This window comes from Dactylosporangium sp. NPDC000244, from assembly GCF_040300725.1.
In the GTDB taxonomy this organism is placed as follows: domain Bacteria; phylum Actinomycetota; class Actinomycetes; order Mycobacteriales; family Micromonosporaceae; genus Dactylosporangium.
Genome location: NZ_JBEPEH010000028.1, coordinates 1 through 18,470, shown reverse-complemented (window position 1 = coordinate 18,470; position 18,470 = coordinate 1). Strand labels below are relative to the sequence as shown.

14 protein-coding genes and 2 tRNA genes are annotated in these 18,470 nt (G+C 69.9%); 8 read left to right on the top strand and 8 right to left on the bottom strand.

What is annotated here, in order from left to right:
• Positions 1–315: 315 nt before the first annotated feature.
• Positions 316–1,860: an ADP-ribosyltransferase domain-containing protein gene (locus tag ABT369_RS35020; RefSeq protein ID WP_350618568.1), complete on the bottom strand. Its 1,545-nt coding sequence runs from the start codon at positions 1,858–1,860 to the stop codon at positions 316–318.
• A gap of 359 nt (positions 1,861–2,219) precedes the next feature.
• Between ABT369_RS35020 and ABT369_RS35015 the strand changes: the two genes are divergently transcribed.
• Positions 2,220–2,873 carry a macro domain-containing protein gene (locus ABT369_RS35015; RefSeq protein WP_350618566.1) on the top strand — a complete coding sequence of 218 codons (654 nt, stop codon included), beginning with the start codon at positions 2,220–2,222 and terminating at the stop codon, positions 2,871–2,873.
• A 419-nt stretch (positions 2,874–3,292) separates the two neighbouring features.
• Here ABT369_RS35015 and ABT369_RS35010 read toward each other — a convergent pair whose 3' ends face one another.
• Entirely contained in the window at positions 3,293–3,547 is a 255-nt protein-coding gene (locus tag ABT369_RS35010) for a three-helix bundle dimerization domain-containing protein (RefSeq protein ID WP_350618564.1), read from the bottom strand.
• 513 nt (positions 3,548–4,060) lie between these two features.
• On the opposite strand from ABT369_RS35010, the gene ABT369_RS35005 reads away from it, so the two are divergent.
• Complete coding sequence (locus ABT369_RS35005) at positions 4,061–5,740, top strand: glucuronyl esterase domain-containing protein (RefSeq protein WP_350618562.1); 1,680 nt, start codon at positions 4,061–4,063, stop codon at positions 5,738–5,740.
• A gap of 700 nt (positions 5,741–6,440) precedes the next feature.
• Here the strand turns inward: ABT369_RS35005 and ABT369_RS35000 are convergent.
• Positions 6,441–7,190, bottom strand: a complete 750-nt coding sequence (locus tag ABT369_RS35000) for a peptidoglycan recognition protein family protein (protein WP_350618560.1) — start codon at positions 7,188–7,190, stop codon at positions 6,441–6,443.
• Positions 7,191–7,393: 203 nt separating this feature from the next.
• Between ABT369_RS35000 and ABT369_RS34995 the strand changes: the two genes are divergently transcribed.
• From ABT369_RS34995 to ABT369_RS34980, 4 genes are all read left to right on the top strand, one after another.
• A complete protein-coding gene (locus ABT369_RS34995) occupies positions 7,394–8,062 on the top strand; it encodes a lysozyme (RefSeq protein ID WP_350618811.1) in 669 nt (222 codons plus the stop codon).
• 357 nt (positions 8,063–8,419) lie between these two features.
• Positions 8,420–8,866: an iron chaperone gene (locus ABT369_RS34990; RefSeq protein WP_350618558.1), complete on the top strand. Its 447-nt coding sequence runs from the start codon at positions 8,420–8,422 to the stop codon at positions 8,864–8,866.
• 560 nt (positions 8,867–9,426) lie between these two features.
• Entirely contained in the window at positions 9,427–10,869 is a 1,443-nt protein-coding gene (locus tag ABT369_RS34985; RefSeq protein ID WP_350618556.1) for a hypothetical protein, read from the top strand.
• Positions 10,870–10,960: 91 nt separating this feature from the next.
• Entirely contained in the window at positions 10,961–11,365 is a 405-nt protein-coding gene (locus ABT369_RS34980; RefSeq protein WP_350618554.1) for a hypothetical protein, read from the top strand.
• Between the two features lie 45 nt (positions 11,366–11,410).
• On the opposite strand, the gene ABT369_RS34975 is transcribed toward ABT369_RS34980, so the two are convergent.
• Entirely contained in the window at positions 11,411–12,121 is a 711-nt protein-coding gene (locus tag ABT369_RS34975) for a DUF4142 domain-containing protein (protein WP_350618552.1), read from the bottom strand.
• Between the two features lie 358 nt (positions 12,122–12,479).
• Between ABT369_RS34975 and ABT369_RS34970 the strand changes: the two genes are divergently transcribed.
• Positions 12,480–13,628: a Fic family protein gene (locus ABT369_RS34970; protein WP_350618550.1), complete on the top strand. Its 1,149-nt coding sequence runs from the start codon at positions 12,480–12,482 to the stop codon at positions 13,626–13,628.
• A gap of 256 nt (positions 13,629–13,884) precedes the next feature.
• Here ABT369_RS34970 and ABT369_RS34965 read toward each other — a convergent pair.
• Together ABT369_RS34965 and ABT369_RS34960 are read right to left on the bottom strand one after the other, a co-directional pair.
• Positions 13,885–13,958 (bottom strand) — tRNA-Ile (locus ABT369_RS34965).
• A gap of 87 nt (positions 13,959–14,045) precedes the next feature.
• Positions 14,046–14,121: transfer RNA gene (locus ABT369_RS34960), tRNA-Asn, on the bottom strand.
• 83 nt (positions 14,122–14,204) lie between these two features.
• Between ABT369_RS34960 and ABT369_RS34955 the strand changes: the two genes are divergently transcribed.
• On the top strand, positions 14,205–14,657 hold the full coding sequence (locus tag ABT369_RS34955) for a hypothetical protein (protein WP_502891855.1): 453 nt from the start codon (positions 14,205–14,207) through the stop codon (positions 14,655–14,657).
• Positions 14,658–14,720: 63 nt separating this feature from the next.
• Here the strand turns inward: ABT369_RS34955 and ABT369_RS34950 are convergent, their stop codons facing one another.
• Together ABT369_RS34950 and ABT369_RS34945 are read right to left on the bottom strand one after the other, a co-directional pair.
• Positions 14,721–15,728 carry a sugar phosphate isomerase/epimerase family protein gene (locus tag ABT369_RS34950; protein WP_350618548.1) on the bottom strand — a complete coding sequence of 336 codons (1,008 nt, stop codon included), beginning with the start codon at positions 15,726–15,728 and terminating at the stop codon, positions 14,721–14,723.
• Positions 15,729–16,769: 1,041 nt separating this feature from the next.
• Positions 16,770–18,293 (bottom strand): ThuA domain-containing protein, encoded by a 1,524-nt coding sequence (locus ABT369_RS34945; protein WP_350618546.1) that lies wholly within the window; start codon positions 18,291–18,293, stop codon positions 16,770–16,772.
• Between the last annotated feature and the right edge of the window lie 177 nt (positions 18,294–18,470).

Sequence of the window (18,470 nt, the reverse complement as noted above, 5' to 3'; positions counted from 1 at the left end):
CACCGCTCGACCGAGCACGCACCACTCGCGTCCACAGCACGTGTTCACCGCTCGACCGAGCGCGCACCACTCGTCTTCACCGCTCGACCGAGCACGCGCCATTCGCACACCCCACATGACGGAACACGCACCACTCGTCTCCACCGCTCGACCGAACATGTCCCGCTAGTACTCACTGCGCGAACGAACACGTCTCCGTCTCACTCGCACTCACCGCGCGAACGAACACATCTCACTGGTATTCACCGCGCGAGCGGACACGCCACGGACTCGCGCGCGCAGAACCGCGCGCGCGAGTCCGCACCAACCGGCGCGTCAGCGGATCTGGTCCTGCTCCTCCAGCTCCGTCAGCTTCACCGTGCACAAACCGCCACGCTCGGCCTTCACGTCCGTCACGGTCAGCTGCGTACCCGGTGTGAGGATGAACTCCTCCTCGCCCGTGAACGCGGAGTAGCTGCGGATGCCGACCGCGCGCAGGGGTACGACCTCGAAAAGTGTCCGTTTGCCACTGCCACCCATGAACGAACGCGCAACCCCAAGGCTGGATGTGCACGAAGACACGCCCCACCAGGTGACCGTTTGCCCAAGCGGGTACTGCCGGCGCAAATCCATCCGCACACCCCGCCACAGCGGCTCGCGGCGGGCGGGCAGGCGCGAGACGGCGGAGAAGAGCAGCCGGAGGTACGGCAGGTACGGCAGAATCCGGGTCCGATCGGGATCGCGCAGGCTGGCGTTGATCTGGCGGTAGAAGGCGGATTCGCAGGTGTACAGGTAAAGGGCAGCGGCCTCGTCGACGCTCAGGCCCTCGGCTTCGGCGTCGGCTTGCTTCTGCCCGAAGGCGTGCGAGGCGTCCACGTGCCAGCCGAGGCCCTTGAGCACCCCGGCCGCCGGCGCGATCGCCGCGCGGAAGTCCATGAGCGGGGTGTCGAAGACGCCGGTGATCACGGGCAGCGCAAGGCCCTCGTCCTTGACGCTTTCCAGCCGTTCCAGGTACAGCTTGTGCAACTCCATCGTCGAGGCGATGAAGGCGCCCATGCGATCCGCGGCCGGGTCCTGGTGCGCGTTCCACCCGACGCTCGGCAGCCAGTCGATCTCGTCCGCGCCGAGCGAGCGCAACGCTTCGTTCACGGTCGCGAAGTGCTCGTTGTCGCAGAAAATGTCACCCTGCGCGGCCGGATTCGGGTGGTCGATGTGGCGCACCTCGACGCCCGGGTACTTCTTCTGCAGCCTCGTCACCAGGGTCTTCAGCCCCCGCGCGTGCGCGCCCCACCACGCGAAGACGACGCCCCGGTCCTCCTCGGCCGCGTCCTGCTTGGCCTTGAGGATCTCCTCGACGAGCCGCTCCACCACGGGCCGCCAGAAGCCGGTGTGCTGGTCGGTGCCGTAGGAACCGTCGGCGCTCGCGGTCAACGAGGCGTTGAGCAGCAGCACGCCCTGCGTCAGCATCGACGAGAACCACTCCGGCGGCTGCACGGTGTCGTGCGCCTTGAGCAATGCCCGGATGTCGGCGATCGGCGTCTTCTTCGGGATGTCGTACTTCCACATCGCCGCCGCTTTGATGATGCAGCGAATGCTCACCACCCGGCCGAACTGGCTGTCCGCCCAGTCGTGGAAGGTGTTGTCGAACATCGCGATGCCGGTGGCGGACTCAGGCCGCGGATACGGGTTCTGCCCGAAGACCACGACCTTCCACTTGTGCGGCGGGTTCGGCTTCAGCGCCTGGAAGGTGAGCTCGCGCACTGGCACGATCTGCGGGCCGCGCTTGGGCCCGATGAACTGCGAGGCGCTCGGCTGCGCCTCGATGACCGGCTTGAGCAGGGGCAACCAGGGCTCGCCGCCGCCCTCGAACAGCTCGGCCAAACCCAACGGGTCGTCGGTGTCGCTCACGGTGACCTCCGCGGGAGTTCCACTGTGGACACCGCACCGTATCTTGTACCGTTCGGCCCCGCTGCCCCGGGTCGGCCGGAGACGTTCCCAGGCTCCTGAGCACGGGGTCGGCGGACGGGGCGTCCGATGTGGACACCGAGCCGTATCTTGTACCTTTCGGCCCCGCTGCCCGGGGTCGGCCGGAGTGGTTCGCAGGCCCACGGGGTCGGCGGATCGGGCGTCCGACCCCGCCGTTCGGGGCCGAACGAGGCCTGTCTGCGGCCCCGGGCGGCGGACTCGGAGAACCTCCTTCCGGCACCGGCGATCGGGGCTGGACGAATGAAAGGGATGCGATGACGGTCAGGGTCGTGCTCAGCGACGTCAACGCCAAGGTCGTGCAGTCCTGGATGTCGGCGTTCGCCGACGAGCCCGGAGTCGAGATCGTGAAGGGTTCGATCCTCAACCAGCACGTCGACGCGTGGGTGACGCCGACCAATTCGCACGGCGTCATGAGCGGCGGCGTCGACGCGGTGATCCTGCGGCATCTGGGGCCGGGCATCCAGCTGCGGGTACAGCGGGCGATCCAGGACGAGTTCGCCGGCACGCTGCCCATCGGAGCCGCGGTGTGCGTTCCGTCAGGCGCGGCGAGCCCGAAGTACCTCATCTCGGCGCCGACGATGCACACTCAAGCAGAAAACGTGCGCCACACGCTCAACGTGGCCCTGGCGTGCGCGGCCGCGTTCCAGGCCGTCCACATGCAGAACGAGCGCGAGCCCGGCAGCATCACGTCGGTGGCACTCGTCGGCATGGGCGCGGCGACGGGGAAGGTCCCGCCGCAGGTGTGCGCGAACCTCATGTGGGCCGGCTACACCCTGTTCGGCGAGAGCACGTTCGACGACTACGCGGAGCTGCGCGCCACGGTGAGCGAGCAGCTCGGCGACATCGAGACCCGCCCGTCCACCGAGCGGGTGCGGATCACTCCCCCGGCCGCCCGCCGGCGCCGCTAGATTCGCCGGCCCGGGCCGCTAGGTCCACCGGTCCGGGCCGCTAGGTCCGTCGGCCGGGGCCGCTAGATTCGCCGGTCCGGGCCGCTAGGTCCGTCGGCCGGGGCCGCTAGATTCGCTGGTCAGGGCCGCTAGGTCCGTCGGCCGGGGCCGCGGGCGCCGGCCGGAGCCGCGGGCCCATGAGTCTTCGCCCGGCACGGTTCGTGGAGCGCGTGGCCGAGCTCGCTCCACGAGCCGTCGCCGGGTGAACGACAGCACTTCGGGTTCGTGGAGCGCTCGACCAGCCACTCCGCGACCCGGCACCGGATAAGCAACAGCGCTCCGGGTTCGTGGCGTGGCGCGCTCGGTCAGCCGTTCCACGAGCCGGTGCTGGTCGGACGACAGCACTTCGGCGAGGTGCTGCGGCCGCGGGCTCCTGCCGGTCAGTCCTCGCTCAGCACCGGCTCGTGGAGCGTGTACCCGCGCTCCACCAACTGCTCCACGACCCGGTGCCGGGTGAGCGAGAGTACGTGCGTCTCCACCTCGGCGTGATCGAGCAGCTCGTTGTAGGTGTCACGCACGACCTGCTCGACCTCGGCGGGCGGCGCGTCCGGGAACCGCTCCCGCACGATGTCGACCTCCCGCCGCAGCGCCGTCTCGATGTCGCCGAGGTGAGCGACCCCGTCATGTTCGGACATTGCGCACCGTCCTTTCGTGTGAGACCCCCTGATTGCCCCCGCTGGTGAACAACAGGTGAACCGGACGGCAGGAGCGCACCGACCTTGCGACACGGGCGGCGCACGACGTGGGCGGCGCACACCCACGGCCGAGCAGTGCCCTCAGCCCACTGGCGCCCACCGCGACCCACCCATGCCCGCGCCGCCCACCGCGGTCCGCCGATGCGCGTGTCACGGCCCGACGGTGCGCGTGTCACGGCCCGACGGCGCGCGTGTCGCCGCTCGGCGGTGCGCGTGTCACGGCCCGACGGTGCGCGTGTCGCCGCTCGGCGGTGCGCGGCGTCCACGGCGGACTGAGCGCCGCGAGGCAGGAGGCGGTGCCGGCGGACTGATCCTGGAAGTTCCACGGCTCACCTGGGGCCGCGCGCGGCGAGCGATCCGCGGCCTTGACAGGCTTCGAAACGTTGCCGGACTCTCGGCGCAATATTTACATCCGGCCCGCCCCAACCGGATCGTTCCGGAAGGAGAGCCCTGGTGAACATCAGCTCGGGCCGCCCGGCGACCCGTCTGACGCTCGTCGCCCTCACGCTCGCGGCCCTGCTCACAGGCGTCGGAGCCGCGGTCCTGCACTCCCCCGACGCCAGCGCCGCCAGTGCCGGCGTGGAGGACGAGGGCGCGAACTGTACGGTGCCGGCGCTGCCCGACGCCGGCTCGCTGCCGACCAACGCGAAGCTGCCCGATCCGTTCAAGAAGCTCGACGGCACGCGGATCACGAACAAGTCGGACTGGACGTGCCGGCGCGAGGAGATCAAGAAGCTCGCCGAGAAGTTCGTCTATGGCGAGAAGCCGCCGAGGCCGCAGTCTGTGAGCGGTACCGTGTCCAGAACCGCCATCACCGTGAACGTCTCGAACGCGGGGAAGTCGGCGAGTTTCTCCGCGAGTGTCGATCTGCCCAGCGGGAACGGTCCGTTTCCGGCCGTTTTCGTGCTCGGCGGGTTCGGAGCGGACACTGCCTCGATCAAGGCCGCGGGCGCGGCGGTGATCAGCTACGACCCGTACGCGGTCGGCAAGGAGGGCACGCCCCGCACGAACAAGCAGGGCGCGTTCTACAGCATCTACGGCGCGAACAGCAGCACCGGGCTGCTCGTGGCCTGGGCGTGGGGCGTCAGCCGGCTCATCGACGTGATCGAGCAGTCCGGCGGCACCATCCTGCGCGGCGACGCGACCGGTGTGACTGGCTGTTCGCGCTTCGGCAAGGGTGCGTTTGTGGTCGGCGCGTTCGACCAGCGCATCCAGCTCACGATGCCGATCGAGTCGGGCAGCGCCGGCGTGCCGATCTTCCGGGGCATCCCGGGCGAGGGCGCGCAGAGCCTCAGCAGCGCGTACGGCGAGCAGCCCTGGCTCGGCGACGCGTTCGGTTCGTTCACGAGCGCTCCGACACGACTCCCCGTCGACACGCACGAGATGGTGGCCATGGTCGCACCACGCGGACTGTTCATCATGGACAACCCGCACATCGCGAACCTCGGCCCGAAGTCGGCGAGCGTCGCGGCGCTCGGCGGCGCGGAGGTCTACAAGGCCCTGGGCGCCGGCGACGCCATCACCTACTGGTCGGACATCCAGGACGGCAACCACTGCGCGAACCGGCCGGAATGGCGCACACCTTTGCAGCAGAACATTCAGCGGTACCTGCTGAAGACCGCGAACCCGCCCGGCTCCTTCCACGTGTCGAGCAAGGCGTCGGGCAATCTCGCCGAGTGGCGCGACTGGACGACGCCTGCGCTGGGCAACGGCACGGGTAGCCCGACGCCCTCGGCTTCCTCCTCGCCCTCGGGCTCGCCGTCGCCGTCCGGTTCGCCGTCGGCGTCGGCGTCGAGTTCACCGTCGGCATCCGGTTCGCCGTCGGCCTCGAGCTCGCCGTCAAACCCGCCAGCCGGTGGCTGCACGGCGTCCGTCTCGCTCAACCAGTGGACGGGCGGGTTCGTGGCCACCGTGAAGGTCACGGCCGGTGCGTCCGCGATCACCGGGTGGACCGTGAACACCACGCTGCCATCGGGCGCGGCGGTCACGAACACCTGGAACGCGAGCCGTAGCGGGAACAGTTACAGCAACGTGCAGTACAACGGCAGCGTTCCGGCCGGCCAGTCGACCGAGTTCGGCTTCCAGGGCACGGGCACCGCCACCGGCATGACCGCCACCTGCGCGGCTCGCTGACCGACGACGGCGGTTCGTGCACGGAACTCCAGCGGTTCGTACGCAAAACGACAGGGGCCCGGCCCAAACGGCCGGGCCCCGCGCACAAGCCGCGCCCGAGACGAGTCGGGCACAAACACATCCCGGAAGCACACACGCGGTGCACGAATGCACGAATGCACGAAGCGCGAACGCGCAAACCGCGAACGCGCGAACACGCAAACACGCAAACCGCGAACGCGCAAACCGCGAACACGCAAGCCGCGAACGCGCAAACCGCGAACGCGCGAACGCGCGAACGATGCCTACGCGGCGCCTGGACACGCCATGAGCACTCGACGCACGAACACGCTGCTCATGCACGCAAGACGCGAACGCGCACGGACACGAGCACATAGCCGCACAACGCGAGCGCGCACGAGCACGCAGATTCCGCACGCACGACGCCAACCCTCACGGACACAAGCGCACGCCCGCACGGCGCGAACGTGCATGGACACACGTGCGAGTGCGGGTGTCGTCCCGGCGCGGTGAACGTGGTCGCGGGCGGGCGCGGGCGGGCGCGGGCAGGCGGGCGGGCGCGGGCGGGCGCGGGCAGGCGGGCGGGCGCGGGCAGGTGCGGGCAGGTGCGGGCAGGCGCGGGCGGGCGAGCGAGCGAGACCATAGGCACGCGCGTCGTGCGCGAATGTGCGAAGTGCGGGTGTGGCGTGCGTGTGGCGCGTTACAAACGTGCGGCTACGGCTGCGCGAAGCTCCGGCAGGCGATCGTGCAGCAGCCCGGGGCACTCGGTCGTGTTGAAGTCCTTGTGACCGTAGATCTCCGTGGCCGGGATCGCGTACTGGTGGCACGCGAACGCGCAGAAGTCGACGAGGCTGTTCCACAAGGCGGCCGGGGGCTGCACCGTGAGGTACGTTCCCTCGTTCTCGATCCCGATGGCCTGGTCGTTCTGGCCCACGCAGTGCGCGCCCTGCACCATGGTCTGCCCGTGCAGCAGCGCGTACAGGCTGCCGTGCCGGCCCTCGGTCAGCCAGCCGCCGCGACTGTTGGTGAAGTGCTGACCGCTGTCGATCCAGTGGTTCGTGTCCATGTGCAGGTTCTGGATGTCGCGCGAGCTCGCGAACGCGTGGGCCTGCGAGTAGTCGGTCGAGTTGGCCAGCGCCGTGTGGTGGACGACGATTTTGTTCGGCCGGTGCTGATCGATTGTGAGCGCGCCGGACGGTGGGCGGGCGCCCCAGGCGCCGCAGCTCGCGATCTCGGGCTGCTCGACCGTGGCGGCCAGGCCGCCGGGCACCAGCGACGAGGCCGGGCCGGCGAGACCCAGCGACGCGGCGGAGGCCGGGCCGGCAGGACCCAGCGAGCCGGGCGAGGCCGGGCCGGCGGGTGCGAAGGGCGCGGCGGCAGCGGGACGGGCGGGCACGAGCAGCGCGGCGGCTCCGCCGAGCAGCACGGCGCGGCGGGTGAGACGAGCCATGAGACCTCCCCGAACAGAGCGTCGGCCATCGATTGAAGTCACTGTAGATTTTCCCCAGACTTCGACGCAAGCCTATTGAAAGTTTCCGACGTCCATGAGCTAATTCGTGAAGTTCTTTACCAGAACGTCCCGCAAGGGAAGGGGAGGCACCCGTGAACCGACGACGGCTCGGCGCACTCGCGGCGCTGGCTCTGACGGCCGCCATGGTCCTGTTCGGCTCGCCGGCGAGCGCGGCGACCGTGACGTACGGCCAGGATGTGTCCGGATATCAGGGCAGCGTCAACTGGCAGGCGCAGTGGAACGCCGGCTCGCGTTTCGCCTACATCAAGGCGACCGAGGGCACCTACTACACCAATCCGTCCTTCGCCCAGCAGTACAACGGGTCGTACAACATCGGCATGATCCGCGGCTCCTACCACTTCGCGATCCCGAACGGCGGCGGCGGCGCGGCCCAGGCGGACTACTTCGTCGCGCACGGCGGCGGCTGGTCCAAGGACGGCAAGACCCTGCCCGGCGCGCTGGACATCGAGTACAACCCGTACGGCGCCACCTGCTACGGGCTCTCGCAGTCGTCGATGGTGAGCTGGATCCGGGCGTTCCTGAACCAGTACCACACGCGCACCGGCCGCTGGGCGGTCATCTACACGACCACCGACTGGTGGGTCACGTGCACCGGCAACTACAGCGGCTTCTGGGCCAACTCGCCGCTGTGGCTCGCGCGGTACAGCAGCACTCCCGGCACCCTGCCGGCGGGCGCGCCGACGTGGTCGTTCTGGCAGTACTCGAGCACCGGCCCCTTCGCCGGCGACTCCAACCAGTGGAACGGCGCCCTCGACCGGCTCAAGGTGCTGGCCTGCAACGACGCCTGCTGAGCCCGTTCGAACCGCTCCACCGGCGCTGCGAGCACGCGTCCGTAGGAGCACCCGCCGCACTCGTCCCGGGCCGTCCCCCGACCCGGGGCGAGTGCTCCGCGTCGCCGAACGCTCAACCGCACCTGCACGAAACGACACCGACCGCGCCCGGCCCGGGAACAGCTCGGCATCGACCCGGGCGAGCGCTCCCCCGATGCGGCCGAGCGCTTCACGGAGTGGGTGCGGTGTTCGAGCGCTAACGACGAGTACGACAACTGCGCAGTGCCCATTCGATCAGTTTTCGAGAAGCGTGGCCGCCGCGGCCCCTCCTAGCATGGGAAACGTTCCGATCAGCGAGCGTTTCCGGAGGTACCAGCCATGGCCCGCAAGTCGACCCAGACCTTCACCGACGACGAGCGTGCGGCGATGAAGGAGCACGCGGCCGAGGTGCGCGCCTCCGCCTCCCGCCGCGGCTCGAAGGCCGACAAGGCCGCCGATGACCTCAAGGCGCTGCTCGAGAAGATCGAGGAGATGTCCGAGGCGGACCGCGCGATGGCCTCGCGGGTGCACTCGCTCATTCTCGAGAGCGCGCCCGAGCTCGCGCCCAAGCTCTGGTACGGCATGCCGGCCTACTACAAGGGAACGAAGTCGGTGTGCTTCTTCCAGCCGGCGCAGAAGTTCAAGACGCGCTATGCGACGCTCGGCTTCAACGAGGACGCGGCGCTGGACGACGGGGACCTCTGGCCCGTGGCGTACGCGCTGCAGGAGCTGACGCCGGCCGTCGAGAAGCGCATCGCCGCCCTGATCAAGCAGGCCGCCGGCTGACCGAAGCCGCATTGCGCCACACCACAGCGAGCGAACGCGCACAGCCCGCTCGCGGCTGGACTCAGTGAGCGAACGCGCACCACCGGCTGCCACAAGGTGAGCGAACGCGCACAGCCGCTCGCGGCTGGACTCAGTGAGCAAACGCGCACCACCGGCTGCCACGAGGTGAGCGAACGCGCAAGGAAAACCACGACGGGCTGAGCGAGTCGCACAGAGGGCCACGGCGAAGTGAGCGAGCCGCGCTGAACGGCACCAGCGGGGTGCGCGAGCCGTGCAAACGGCCGCGGCAGGATGAGCGAATCGCACAGAAGGCCGCGGCGGGATGAGCGAGTCGCGCGGACGTGACGCGGTCCCGTGCGGACGGCGAGGTGGGCACGTCCAGCCCCGGAATCGTGCACCACTTCGTACTCCCCGACCTGGTGCTCTGGCGGCGCGCCAGCGCACGCCAGTGGCCGCGCAGCGGCCATGGGGGTGCGGGGTGGGAACCCCCGCCGCGCCGGAGGCGCAGAAACACAGAACCCCGCCACGCCGAAGACGCAGAAACACTGCAAACTGGCCGGGTGCCGAATACGAATCCGACCGGTGTGGTGATGCCGAGCGTCGACGGGAAGGTCAGCTCCTCTGCGCTCGGGCGAGCCGTGGTCGCCGATGCGCTGCGTGGGGTCGATCCCGTCGGGGCGCGCGGGGCCGAGGCCTCGACCGACTGGCGGCATGACTACCTGGTGCATTTCCGGCGGCTGGTCGAGGCCGGCCTGCCGTCCCGCGATGCCGCGCTCACGATCGCGCGCGACGGGCTTGCGTCTTTGCACGAGCGGATGCGGTACCGCAGCGGAACGGACGGTGCCGAAGAACCGCTCTCGGCCGCGTTCGCCGTCGGTGGGGAGCCGCTGCGGACGGTCACCATCGCGGGGCGGGGTGAGGCGGAGCGGGAGCTCGTCGTGCCGTACCGGGGGCGGCAGCTCGCCGGGCGGGAGCTCGACCTGCAGCTCGAGCGGTGGGTCTCGGCCGGGATCATCGAGCGGTCCTGTGCGCAGATCGTGCAGACCGTTGCGGCGAATCCCGGCTGGCTGGCGCTCGAGGGGCATCGCGTCGTCGTGCTCGGGGCGGGGGCCGAGATGGGGCCGCTACGGGCGCTGCTGCGGTGGGGGGCCGACGTGGTCGCCGTCGACCTGCCCCGGCCGGCGATCTGGGAGCGGCTGCAGGGGCTGGCGGAACGGTACGCCGGACGCCTCCACGTGCCGGTGACCGGCGAGGAACGGGGCGCCGACCTGCTGCACGATCTCGGGCGGGTGGCCGCCTGGATCGAGGGGCTCGACGGGCGGCTCGTGCTCGGCAACTACGTGTATGCCGACGGGGCGCTCAACGTGCGGGTGGCGATGGCCGTCGACGCGCTCACGGTGCGGCTGCGGGAGCGGCGGCCGGATCTCGGGCTGGCGTTCCTGGCCACGCCGACCGACGTGTTCGCGGTGCCCGAGGGCGCCGTCGACGAGGCGAACCGGCGCTATGCGGAGGCGACCGGCATCGGGCGGTTCCGGCGGCCGTTGCGCGTGCTCAGCGCCGGGCGCCTGCTCACCCGCAACTATCCGCCGGGGCTCTATCCGGGCGTCAACGACAGTCTGGTACCGCAGCAGGGTCCGAATTATGCGCTCGCCAAACGGCTGCAGCGCTGGCGGGCGGCCGAGGCCCGGGCCGCGGGGCTGCCCGTGTCGCTGGCCGTCGCGCCCGCCACCCGCACCCGCAGCGTGGTGAAGAACCGGCTCCTCGCCGCGGCGTTCGCCGGGGCGCACCGGTTCGGCATCGAGATCTTCGAGCCCGCGACCAGCAACACGCTCATGGCCGCGCTGCTCGTGCACGATCTCAACGCCGCGCGCCCGGCGCACGAGCACCCCTGGCAGGACGAGGCGTTCGCGGCGGCCCACGGCGGGCTGTGGCGCCAGCCGTACTCGGCCCGCAGTGCCCTCGGCATCGCGGTGCTGATGGGCATCGGCGGTGCGCGCGGCTGATGTCAGCGGCCGCGTCAGGGCGCTGGCGGTGCCGTGTCAGCCGCTCTCGCGATGGTGGTTGCACAACAACTTCTGCCAAGGAGCGCCCACCATGACGATCACCCTCTCCGACCAGGACAAGAACACCCTGCGCATCGCCGCGTACGGCGCCATCACGCTGATGTCGGCCGCCGGCGCCGCCGGTGGTTCGCCGCACAAGATCGCCACCAACGGCAGCATCGCGCTCGGTTCGGCGACGGGCCTGGTCGGGCACGTGCTCGCCGAGTACCCGAAGCACAAGGACCTCAACGGCAAGTCCGTGGCCGAGATCGCCGACCGGGTGCTGCCGGCCCTGACCGCGGCCACGGGCCTGCTCAAGGCGCAGGCGCCGGAGGAGGCCGCGAACTTCCGCGGCACCGTCCTCACCGCGCTCGAGTCGGCCACCCACCACGCCCCGCCCACCCCGGTGGTGGCCGACATGATGCGCAAGATCACCGAGGCCCTCGACGCCGCCTGACGGACCACGGCCCGCCCGGATCGGACCCGGGCGGGCCGCAGACGCTCACGGCTCGATCGGCACCGGCGTCGTGGTGCGCCGCGTCGGCCACGACGTCGGCAGCACCGTCGGCCACAGCGTCGGCCGAGCGGTCGGGGTCGTCGTCGGCCGCGTGGTCGGCCGGTGCGTCGGCCTCATCGTGGGCAGTACGGTCGGCCAAGGCAGGCTGATCGGCACGCCGGTGGTGCAGGACAGCTCTTTCAGGTTCGTGGCGGCCATCGCGAGGTGAGTGCGCAGCGTGGGCAGCGTGTCCCGGGCGAACGCCCGCAGCTTCGAGTTCTGCCCGTCGGCGGCCTCCCGCTCGAACAGCCCGACGTCGGCGACGTGGTCGGCGTACATCGCGGGCGCGTACGAGCAGTCGAAAGCCGCGCTGGACAGCGACGACCAGATGGCCAGGATCGCGCGCTGCACGCTGTCGGGCCTGTCCGGGGCGCTGAGGCCCAGGTCCTTGGCCAGGGCAGCCAGCTTGTCGCCGGCCTTCGTGTGGTCGGTGACCATGTGCCGGCCGAACGCTCCCACCGCCGAGTCCACGGCCCGGTCGTTGGCGAGGCGGCCGGCCGCGACCTCGTAGGCGCCGCCGTGCCCGGCGGCGTCGACGAACGCGCGGTCCATGGACGACAGATCCCTGGCGGCGGCCTCCGCGGGCACGGGGACCACGGCGACGGCGAGTACGGCCGCCGCCAACGTGCAGGCCTTGACGCTGAACGGGACGCGCATGACGGCGCCCTCCAATCGTGGGGACTGAACAGTTGCTGCAACTCTCAGTAACCGTCCCACTACGGAAATAACGTACCGCCCGGTTGCAAACAGGCCCCAGGACCCGCCAAAGCGGGGGAGGCGGGATTGGTGGTCCGCCCAGCCGATGGAGGCACGGGATGCCAGCGGGGCAGGCTATGCACCATGCGAACCGCTTCATCTTGATCTCGGGCGCCGCGCGAACGCGGGTCCGACGAGACGCGGAGGATGAGGCCCAGCCCCGGCGAGCGGCCAGCGCAGGCTCCACAGATGTCGCGATGTTGCTATGTAAGCGACAAGCAACGCTACAATGTCTCTATGTTAGAGACATGGAACGGCCATGATCTACGCTAGTCCACCGTTGAACAGCGAAGATCGGACAATTCTTGCGGAGATCCACGAGATGCGGCGCCAACTCGCGACCGTCCTCCGCGCACCACGCCGCTGGCAGGGCAGCCTGCGACGGACCATGCTGGCCCGTGCGATCCGCGGCTCGAACAGCATCGAGGGTTATGTTGTCGCCGAGGACGACGCCGCCGCCGCGCTGGACGATGAAGAACCGTTGAGCGCCGACGACCGGACCTGGGCCGAGATTCGCGGCTACCGTCAAGCTCTCGGCTATGTGCTGCAGATGGCCAATGATCCTCATTTCAAGGCCGACACGTCGGCGATGCGGAGCATGCACTTCATGATGCTCGCGCACGACCTGAGCAAGAGCCCCGGCCAGTACCGCACCGGCCCGATCTTCGTACACGACGAGAAGCGGGACGTCGTGGTGTACGAAGGCCCCGACCCCGGCCGGGTCCCAGCACTCATGGAAGAGCTCGCAGCCAGCCTTCAAGAAGATCTGGACGTCGACCCGCTGATCCGCGGAGCGATGGCCCACCTCAACCTCGTCATGATCCATCCGTATCGCGACGGGAACGGCCGGATGGCCCGAGCGCTGCAGACTCTCACGATCTCGCGACAGACAATCGTCGAGCCGGCATTCTCAAGCATCGAGGAATGGCTCGGCCACAACACCGACGACTACTACCAGGTGCTCGCCGTGACCGGTCAGGGTTCGTGGCGGCCCCGGCCTGACGCACACCTATGGGCGACCTTCAACATCCGTGCCCACCACATGCAAGCGCAGACCGTTGCCCAACGAGTGGGCGAGGTGTCCGAGGTCTGGAGTGAGCTCGACGGCCTGGTAGCCGGCAGCCGCTTGCCGGATCGGGTGACCGGAATCCTCTACGAGGCGGTCCTTGGCTACCGGGTCCGCCGCTCGGGATACATGAAGATGACCAACGTCGAGAAACACACGGCAACACGCGACCTCAGCCGGCTTACCGAACTGGGACTGCTTCATCCCCAAGGAGAAACCCGAGGTCGGCACTATCTCGCCGGGGACCGGCTCCGTGGACTGCGCGACGAGTGCCGACGGCGACGCCAGCCACTCGTCGACCCGTATCCGCAGATGCGCGCACGGCTCGCCGAGACCAGCTGACGGCAGCTCCGGTCAGAGCCGGGGACTCATAATCCCTTGGCCACGCGTTCCGCTCACCGCGACGAACTCTGCCGTCGTCAGCGAGGTCGGCAACGACCACCGGAACCGTGGGCCGCGACCACCGAAACGTGAGGCGCGACCACCGGACCGTGGGCCGCAACCACCGAACCGTAGGGCGTCCGGGGGCTCGGCCCCCGGAGCAGACATCCCACCCGACCAGGTCCGCGCTTTTTGCGGACAGGGTCCACCTGAGGGGTGGGGCGAGCGGGACTCGAACCCGCGACCAAGGGATTATGAGTCCCCAGCTCTAACCGGCTGAGCTATCGCCCCGAGCGGAGCAAGCTTACCGAGCCACGCAAGTGCACTGCCGCCCGGAAACGGGCCATAACGTGAAAATGGCCTCCGAAGAGGCCCGACTGGCTCCCGCGATAGGACTCGAACCTATAACCTGCCGGTTAACAGCCGGCTGCTCTGCCAATTGAGCTACGCGGGATCGTGCATCCCCTCCGTTCGAGGGCGACCGGGAAAGAGTACAGCACGACTCGGGGGGTCTTCGCCACCGGGTATCCCTTTCGGGTGCCCGATGCCGGCAATCCGCGGCAAGATCGATGTGTCGGCACGACGATGGACGGGTATGCCAACACCGGCGGCGCACCAGGCAATCAGGACCCGCGCCGTCAGAAGGAGGTCGTCGCCATGCGCGGCAAGCTGTTGTTCCTCGGCGGTCTGGCGGCGGGCTTTGTGCTCGGGGCCCGAGCCGGTCGGGAGAAGTATGAGGAGCTCAAGGCCACTGCCCTGAAGATCAAGGAGAGCCCGACGGTCCAGGAGGCCGCCGGCGTTGTCCAGGAGCAGGCCACCCGGCTCTACAGCGAGAGCAAGACCAAGGTGACCGACAAGCTGGCGAACAGCCGCTTCGCGGAGACCGAGATGGGGCAGCGGCTGCTGCACACGTCCGACAACCCCGCGATCGAGCGGGACCTCGCGACGAGTGGTGCGCCCACGACTCCGTCGACGGGGACCAGCTACTAGCGGTACACCCGAACGTGGTGAAGGCCGGCCCCCGAAACGGGGCCGGCCTTCACTCGTCTGGGCTCAGGACGAGGACGAGAACGCGGCGTCGAACGCGGCCGCCGGGGCGTCGAAGGCCAGGCCGCGCACGAAGCCCAGGGCCTCGGGCGCGCCGACGAGCCGGTCCATGCCGGCGTCCTCCCACTCGATCGAGAGCGGGCCGTTGTACCCGATCGCGTTCAGGGCCCGGAAGCAGTCCTCCCAGGGCACGTCGCCGTGGCCGGTGGAGACGAAGTCCCAGCCGCGGCGCATGTCGGCCCAGGGCAGGTGCGAGGCGAGCCGCCCGCGGCGGCCGTCGCCGGTGCGGACCTTGGCGTCCTTGCAGTCGACGTGGTAGATCCGGTCGGCGAAGTCGAAAATGAAGTTCACCGGGTCGAGCTCCTGCCACACGAAGTGCGACGGGTCCCAGTTGAGGCCGAACGCGGGGCGGTTGCCGATGGCCTCGAGCGTCCGCTTCGTGGTCCAGTAGTCGTACGCGATCTCGCTCGGGTGCACCTCGTGGGCGAACTTGACGCCGACCTCGTCGAAGACGTCGAGAATCGGGTTCCAGCGGTCCGCGAAGTCCTGATAGCCGGCCTCGATCATCTCCGGCGGGACCGGCGGGAACATGGCCAGCGTGTGCCAGATGGACGAGCCGGTGAAGCCCACGACCACGTCGACACCGAGCTTGCGCGCGGCCCGGGCGGTGTTCTTGATGTCCTCGGCGGCGCGCTGCCGCACACCCTCGGCCTCGCCGTCGCCCCAGATGCGCGCGGGCAGGATGCCCTGGTGCCGCTGGTCGATCGGGTGGTCGCAGACGGCCTGGCCCACGAGGTGGTTGGAGATGGCCCAGACCTTCAGGTTGTACTTCGCGAGCGTCTCCAGCTTCCGGTCCACGTAGGACTCGTCGGCCAGGGCCTTGTCGACCTCGAAGTGATCGCCCCAGCAGGCGATCTCGAGGCCGTCGTAGCCCCACTCGGACGCCAGGCGGCAGACCTCCTCGAACGGGAGATCGGCCCACTGGCCGGTAAAGAGCGTGATGGGACGCGCCATGTTGCTGTCCTTCCGGGCAATGAAGGTTCAGGCGCGAGGGTGACCTGCTGAAAGCGGCAAACGGAATCGTGCGGTGGGTTGCGCCCCCACACGGCAATCCTAAAAGACCTGGTAGCAAAGCAAAAGAGCAGAAGCTTTTCAGAGCTGCCGCGATGTCCGCCGTGGTGCGGACCGTAACTCCCGTGGCCTCCCCCTCCGCCGTGGTCACGGTCGTGGCAAAACTCGGCCCGACCCCGAACGGCACCCCACGACCGCGAACGACCCGAGCCCGAAACGCGCCCCACGACCGCGAACGTCCGAGCCCGAAAGGCGCCCCATGACCGCGCTCGGCCCCGAGCCCGAAAGGCGCCCCATGACCGCGCTCGGCCCCGAGCCCGAAAGGCGCCCCACGACCGTGCTCGACCCCGAGCCCGAAAGGCGCCCCACGACCGTGCTCGACCCCGAGCCCGAAAGGCGCCCCACGACCGTGCTCGACCCCGAGCCCGGATGCGCCCCACGACCGCGAACGTCCGCGCCCGGCCCGACGACCGCCCCTCCGGACGGCACTCACACCCGCCCGCCGCCACGCGCACGACACGCCGCCGAACGACCACGGGGACGAGCACCAATGCACGAACACAACGCGCAGGGCGAACAGAGCACAAACGCACAGCACGAACAGAACACAACGCGCAGGGCGAACAGAGCGCAAACGCACAGCGCGAACAGAACGCAATGCGCGGGGCGAGCGGAAGGCGCACCCGCACGCGAGCGCCCGCGCACGAGGTTGCCCGCCCGCCCGGACGGCGCGCGCCGGCGAACCGGTCCGGAGTCGGCGTCACCGAACCGGAGGGCCGAACCGCGCAAGAACACTGTCCGGGCGGGCGGGTCCCGAAGGAGGGGCCGGTCGGCGTCCGGCCCCTCCCCCGTCAACTCGGCCGTCAGCCGATGAGCATGAACTCGGCCGTCGGCCGACGAGCGTGTGAACTCGACCGTCAGCCGACGAGCGTCAGCCGACGAGCGTCAACTCGCCCGTCAGCCGACGAACGTGAACTCGACTTGTCAGCCGATGAGCGTGAACTCGTCGATATCGAGCAGCGAGCCGCTGCCGCCATGACACACGAGGTACAACACCTGCGAAGCCGAGCCCGCGAGCGGCACGGCGGCCTCCCGGAACGTTTCCCAGCTGCCCGTGTTCGCCGCGCTCAGCGTCCCCAGCAGCGGCCCGGTCGGCGAGCCCGCACGGAACTCGATCGTGCCGCCCGCCCCCGCCGACGACCAGCGCACCCGAGCCCCGGCGACGGCTGAGAGGGCGACGGAGCCGTACGATGCCCAGTCATTGTTGTCAATGAACCCCGCCGTCTGACCGCCCGCGGCCCCGGCGTGCGCCGCGACCTGCATGCCGCTCGTGGACGTCCACGCCTCGCCCTGCCGGGTGGCCGCGGAGCGCGCGATCGTGAACTGGTCGACGTCGAACAGCGACCCGCCGGAGCCCTTGAACACCAGCACGACAGATGTGGACGTCGAACTGGACAACGTCGTGAACACGTCGCGGTACGACTCCCAGCCGCCGGTGTTGGGCACGGCCACGGCTCCGAGCAGCGCGCCCGCCGGCGAGCCGGCGTGGAACTCGATCGTGCCCCCGGCGCCCGCCGAGGCGACGCGCACGGTCACGCCCTTGGCGGCCGAGAGGTTCGCCGGATACGCGGCCCAGTCACCGTTGTCGATGTATCCGGCCGTCCGGCCCCCGACCGCGGGCGCGTGGGCCGCGATCTGCACCCCGCTGGTGCTGGAGTACGACTCCCCCTGCGTGGCCCCCGAGACCGAGCAGTCCCCGTCCACGCGCTTCGCGGTGTACCGGATCGCCCCGAGCAGCAGCGACGTGAACGCGGGGTCGGCGTAGCTCTCCTCGGTGTGCCCGAACCCGGTGTAGAACGACCGTCCACTGTCGATCGTCTTGCACCAGGTGATCGGGTGGTCGCCGTTCATGGTGCCGCCCGAGTACGACGACTCGTTGAGCGAGGCGAGCACGTGCGCGCTCGCGCGCGGGTTCGTCTGGTAGTTGTACCACTCATCCGTACGCACCCAGGTCGCGCCGAGATGCGCGGTCGCCGGGTGCCCGCGGTCCTCGACGGTGACCGTGGCCGGCTGGATCGCCGGGTGCGACGAGAACCAGGCCCCGACCAGGGTGCCGTAGAAGGGCCAGGAGTACTCGGTGTCGGCGGCCGCGTGCACGCCGACGTATCCGCCGCCGCCGCGGATGTACGCCTCGAACGCCGTCTGCTGCGCGTCCGTGAGCACATCGCCGGTCGTCGACATGAATACGACGGTCTGGTACTGCGCGAGGCTGCTCGCGGTGAACACCGCGGCGTCCTCGGTGGCGGTGACGGTGAAGTTGTTGGCGGCGCCCAGGGCCTGCACGGCGGCGATGCCGTTCGGGATGGACGAGTGGCGGAAGCCGGCCGTCTTGGAGAAGACCAGCACCTTGTACGGCGCGTCGGCCGCCCTGGCGGGGGCGGCGATCAGCACGCTCGACACGGCGATCAGGCTTGCCGTAGCGGCGGCGAGCCACGAGCGGATGGTCATGACAGTTCCTCACGATCGCGTCGTTCCGGGTCTGCGCGCGCCGCCGCGCTGTCATGTCGTGTTGTGCAGTTTTCCGGGCCCGGGGGGGGGGGGGGGGGGGGCCCCCCCCCCCCCCCCCGGCCGCCCCCCCCCCCCCCCCCCACCCCCCCCCCCGGGGGGCACAAAAAAGGAAGAAAC

Excerpts from the sequence above, each read along its gene's own strand:
- ABT369_RS35015 (WP_350618566.1), top strand. The coding sequence starts at position 2,220 with ATGACGGTCAGGGTCGTGCTCAGCGACGTCAACGCCAAGGTCGTGCAG.
- ABT369_RS35010 (WP_350618564.1), bottom strand. The coding sequence starts at position 3,547 with ATGTCCGAACATGACGGGGTCGCTCACCTCGGCGACATCGAGACGGCG.
- ABT369_RS35000 (WP_350618560.1), bottom strand. The coding sequence starts at position 7,190 with ATGGCTCGTCTCACCCGCCGCGCCGTGCTGCTCGGCGGAGCCGCCGCG.
- ABT369_RS34995 (WP_350618811.1), top strand. The coding sequence starts at position 7,394 with ATGGTCCTGTTCGGCTCGCCGGCGAGCGCGGCGACCGTGACGTACGGC.
- ABT369_RS34990 (WP_350618558.1), top strand. The coding sequence starts at position 8,420 with ATGGCCCGCAAGTCGACCCAGACCTTCACCGACGACGAGCGTGCGGCG.
- ABT369_RS34980 (WP_350618554.1), top strand. The coding sequence starts at position 10,961 with ATGACGATCACCCTCTCCGACCAGGACAAGAACACCCTGCGCATCGCC.
- ABT369_RS34975 (WP_350618552.1), bottom strand. The coding sequence starts at position 12,121 with ATGCGCGTCCCGTTCAGCGTCAAGGCCTGCACGTTGGCGGCGGCCGTA.
- ABT369_RS34970 (WP_350618550.1), top strand. The coding sequence starts at position 12,480 with ATGATCTACGCTAGTCCACCGTTGAACAGCGAAGATCGGACAATTCTT.
- ABT369_RS34950 (WP_350618548.1), bottom strand. The coding sequence starts at position 15,728 with ATGGCGCGTCCCATCACGCTCTTTACCGGCCAGTGGGCCGATCTCCCG.
- ABT369_RS34945 (WP_350618546.1), bottom strand. The coding sequence starts at position 18,293 with ATGACCATCCGCTCGTGGCTCGCCGCCGCTACGGCAAGCCTGATCGCC.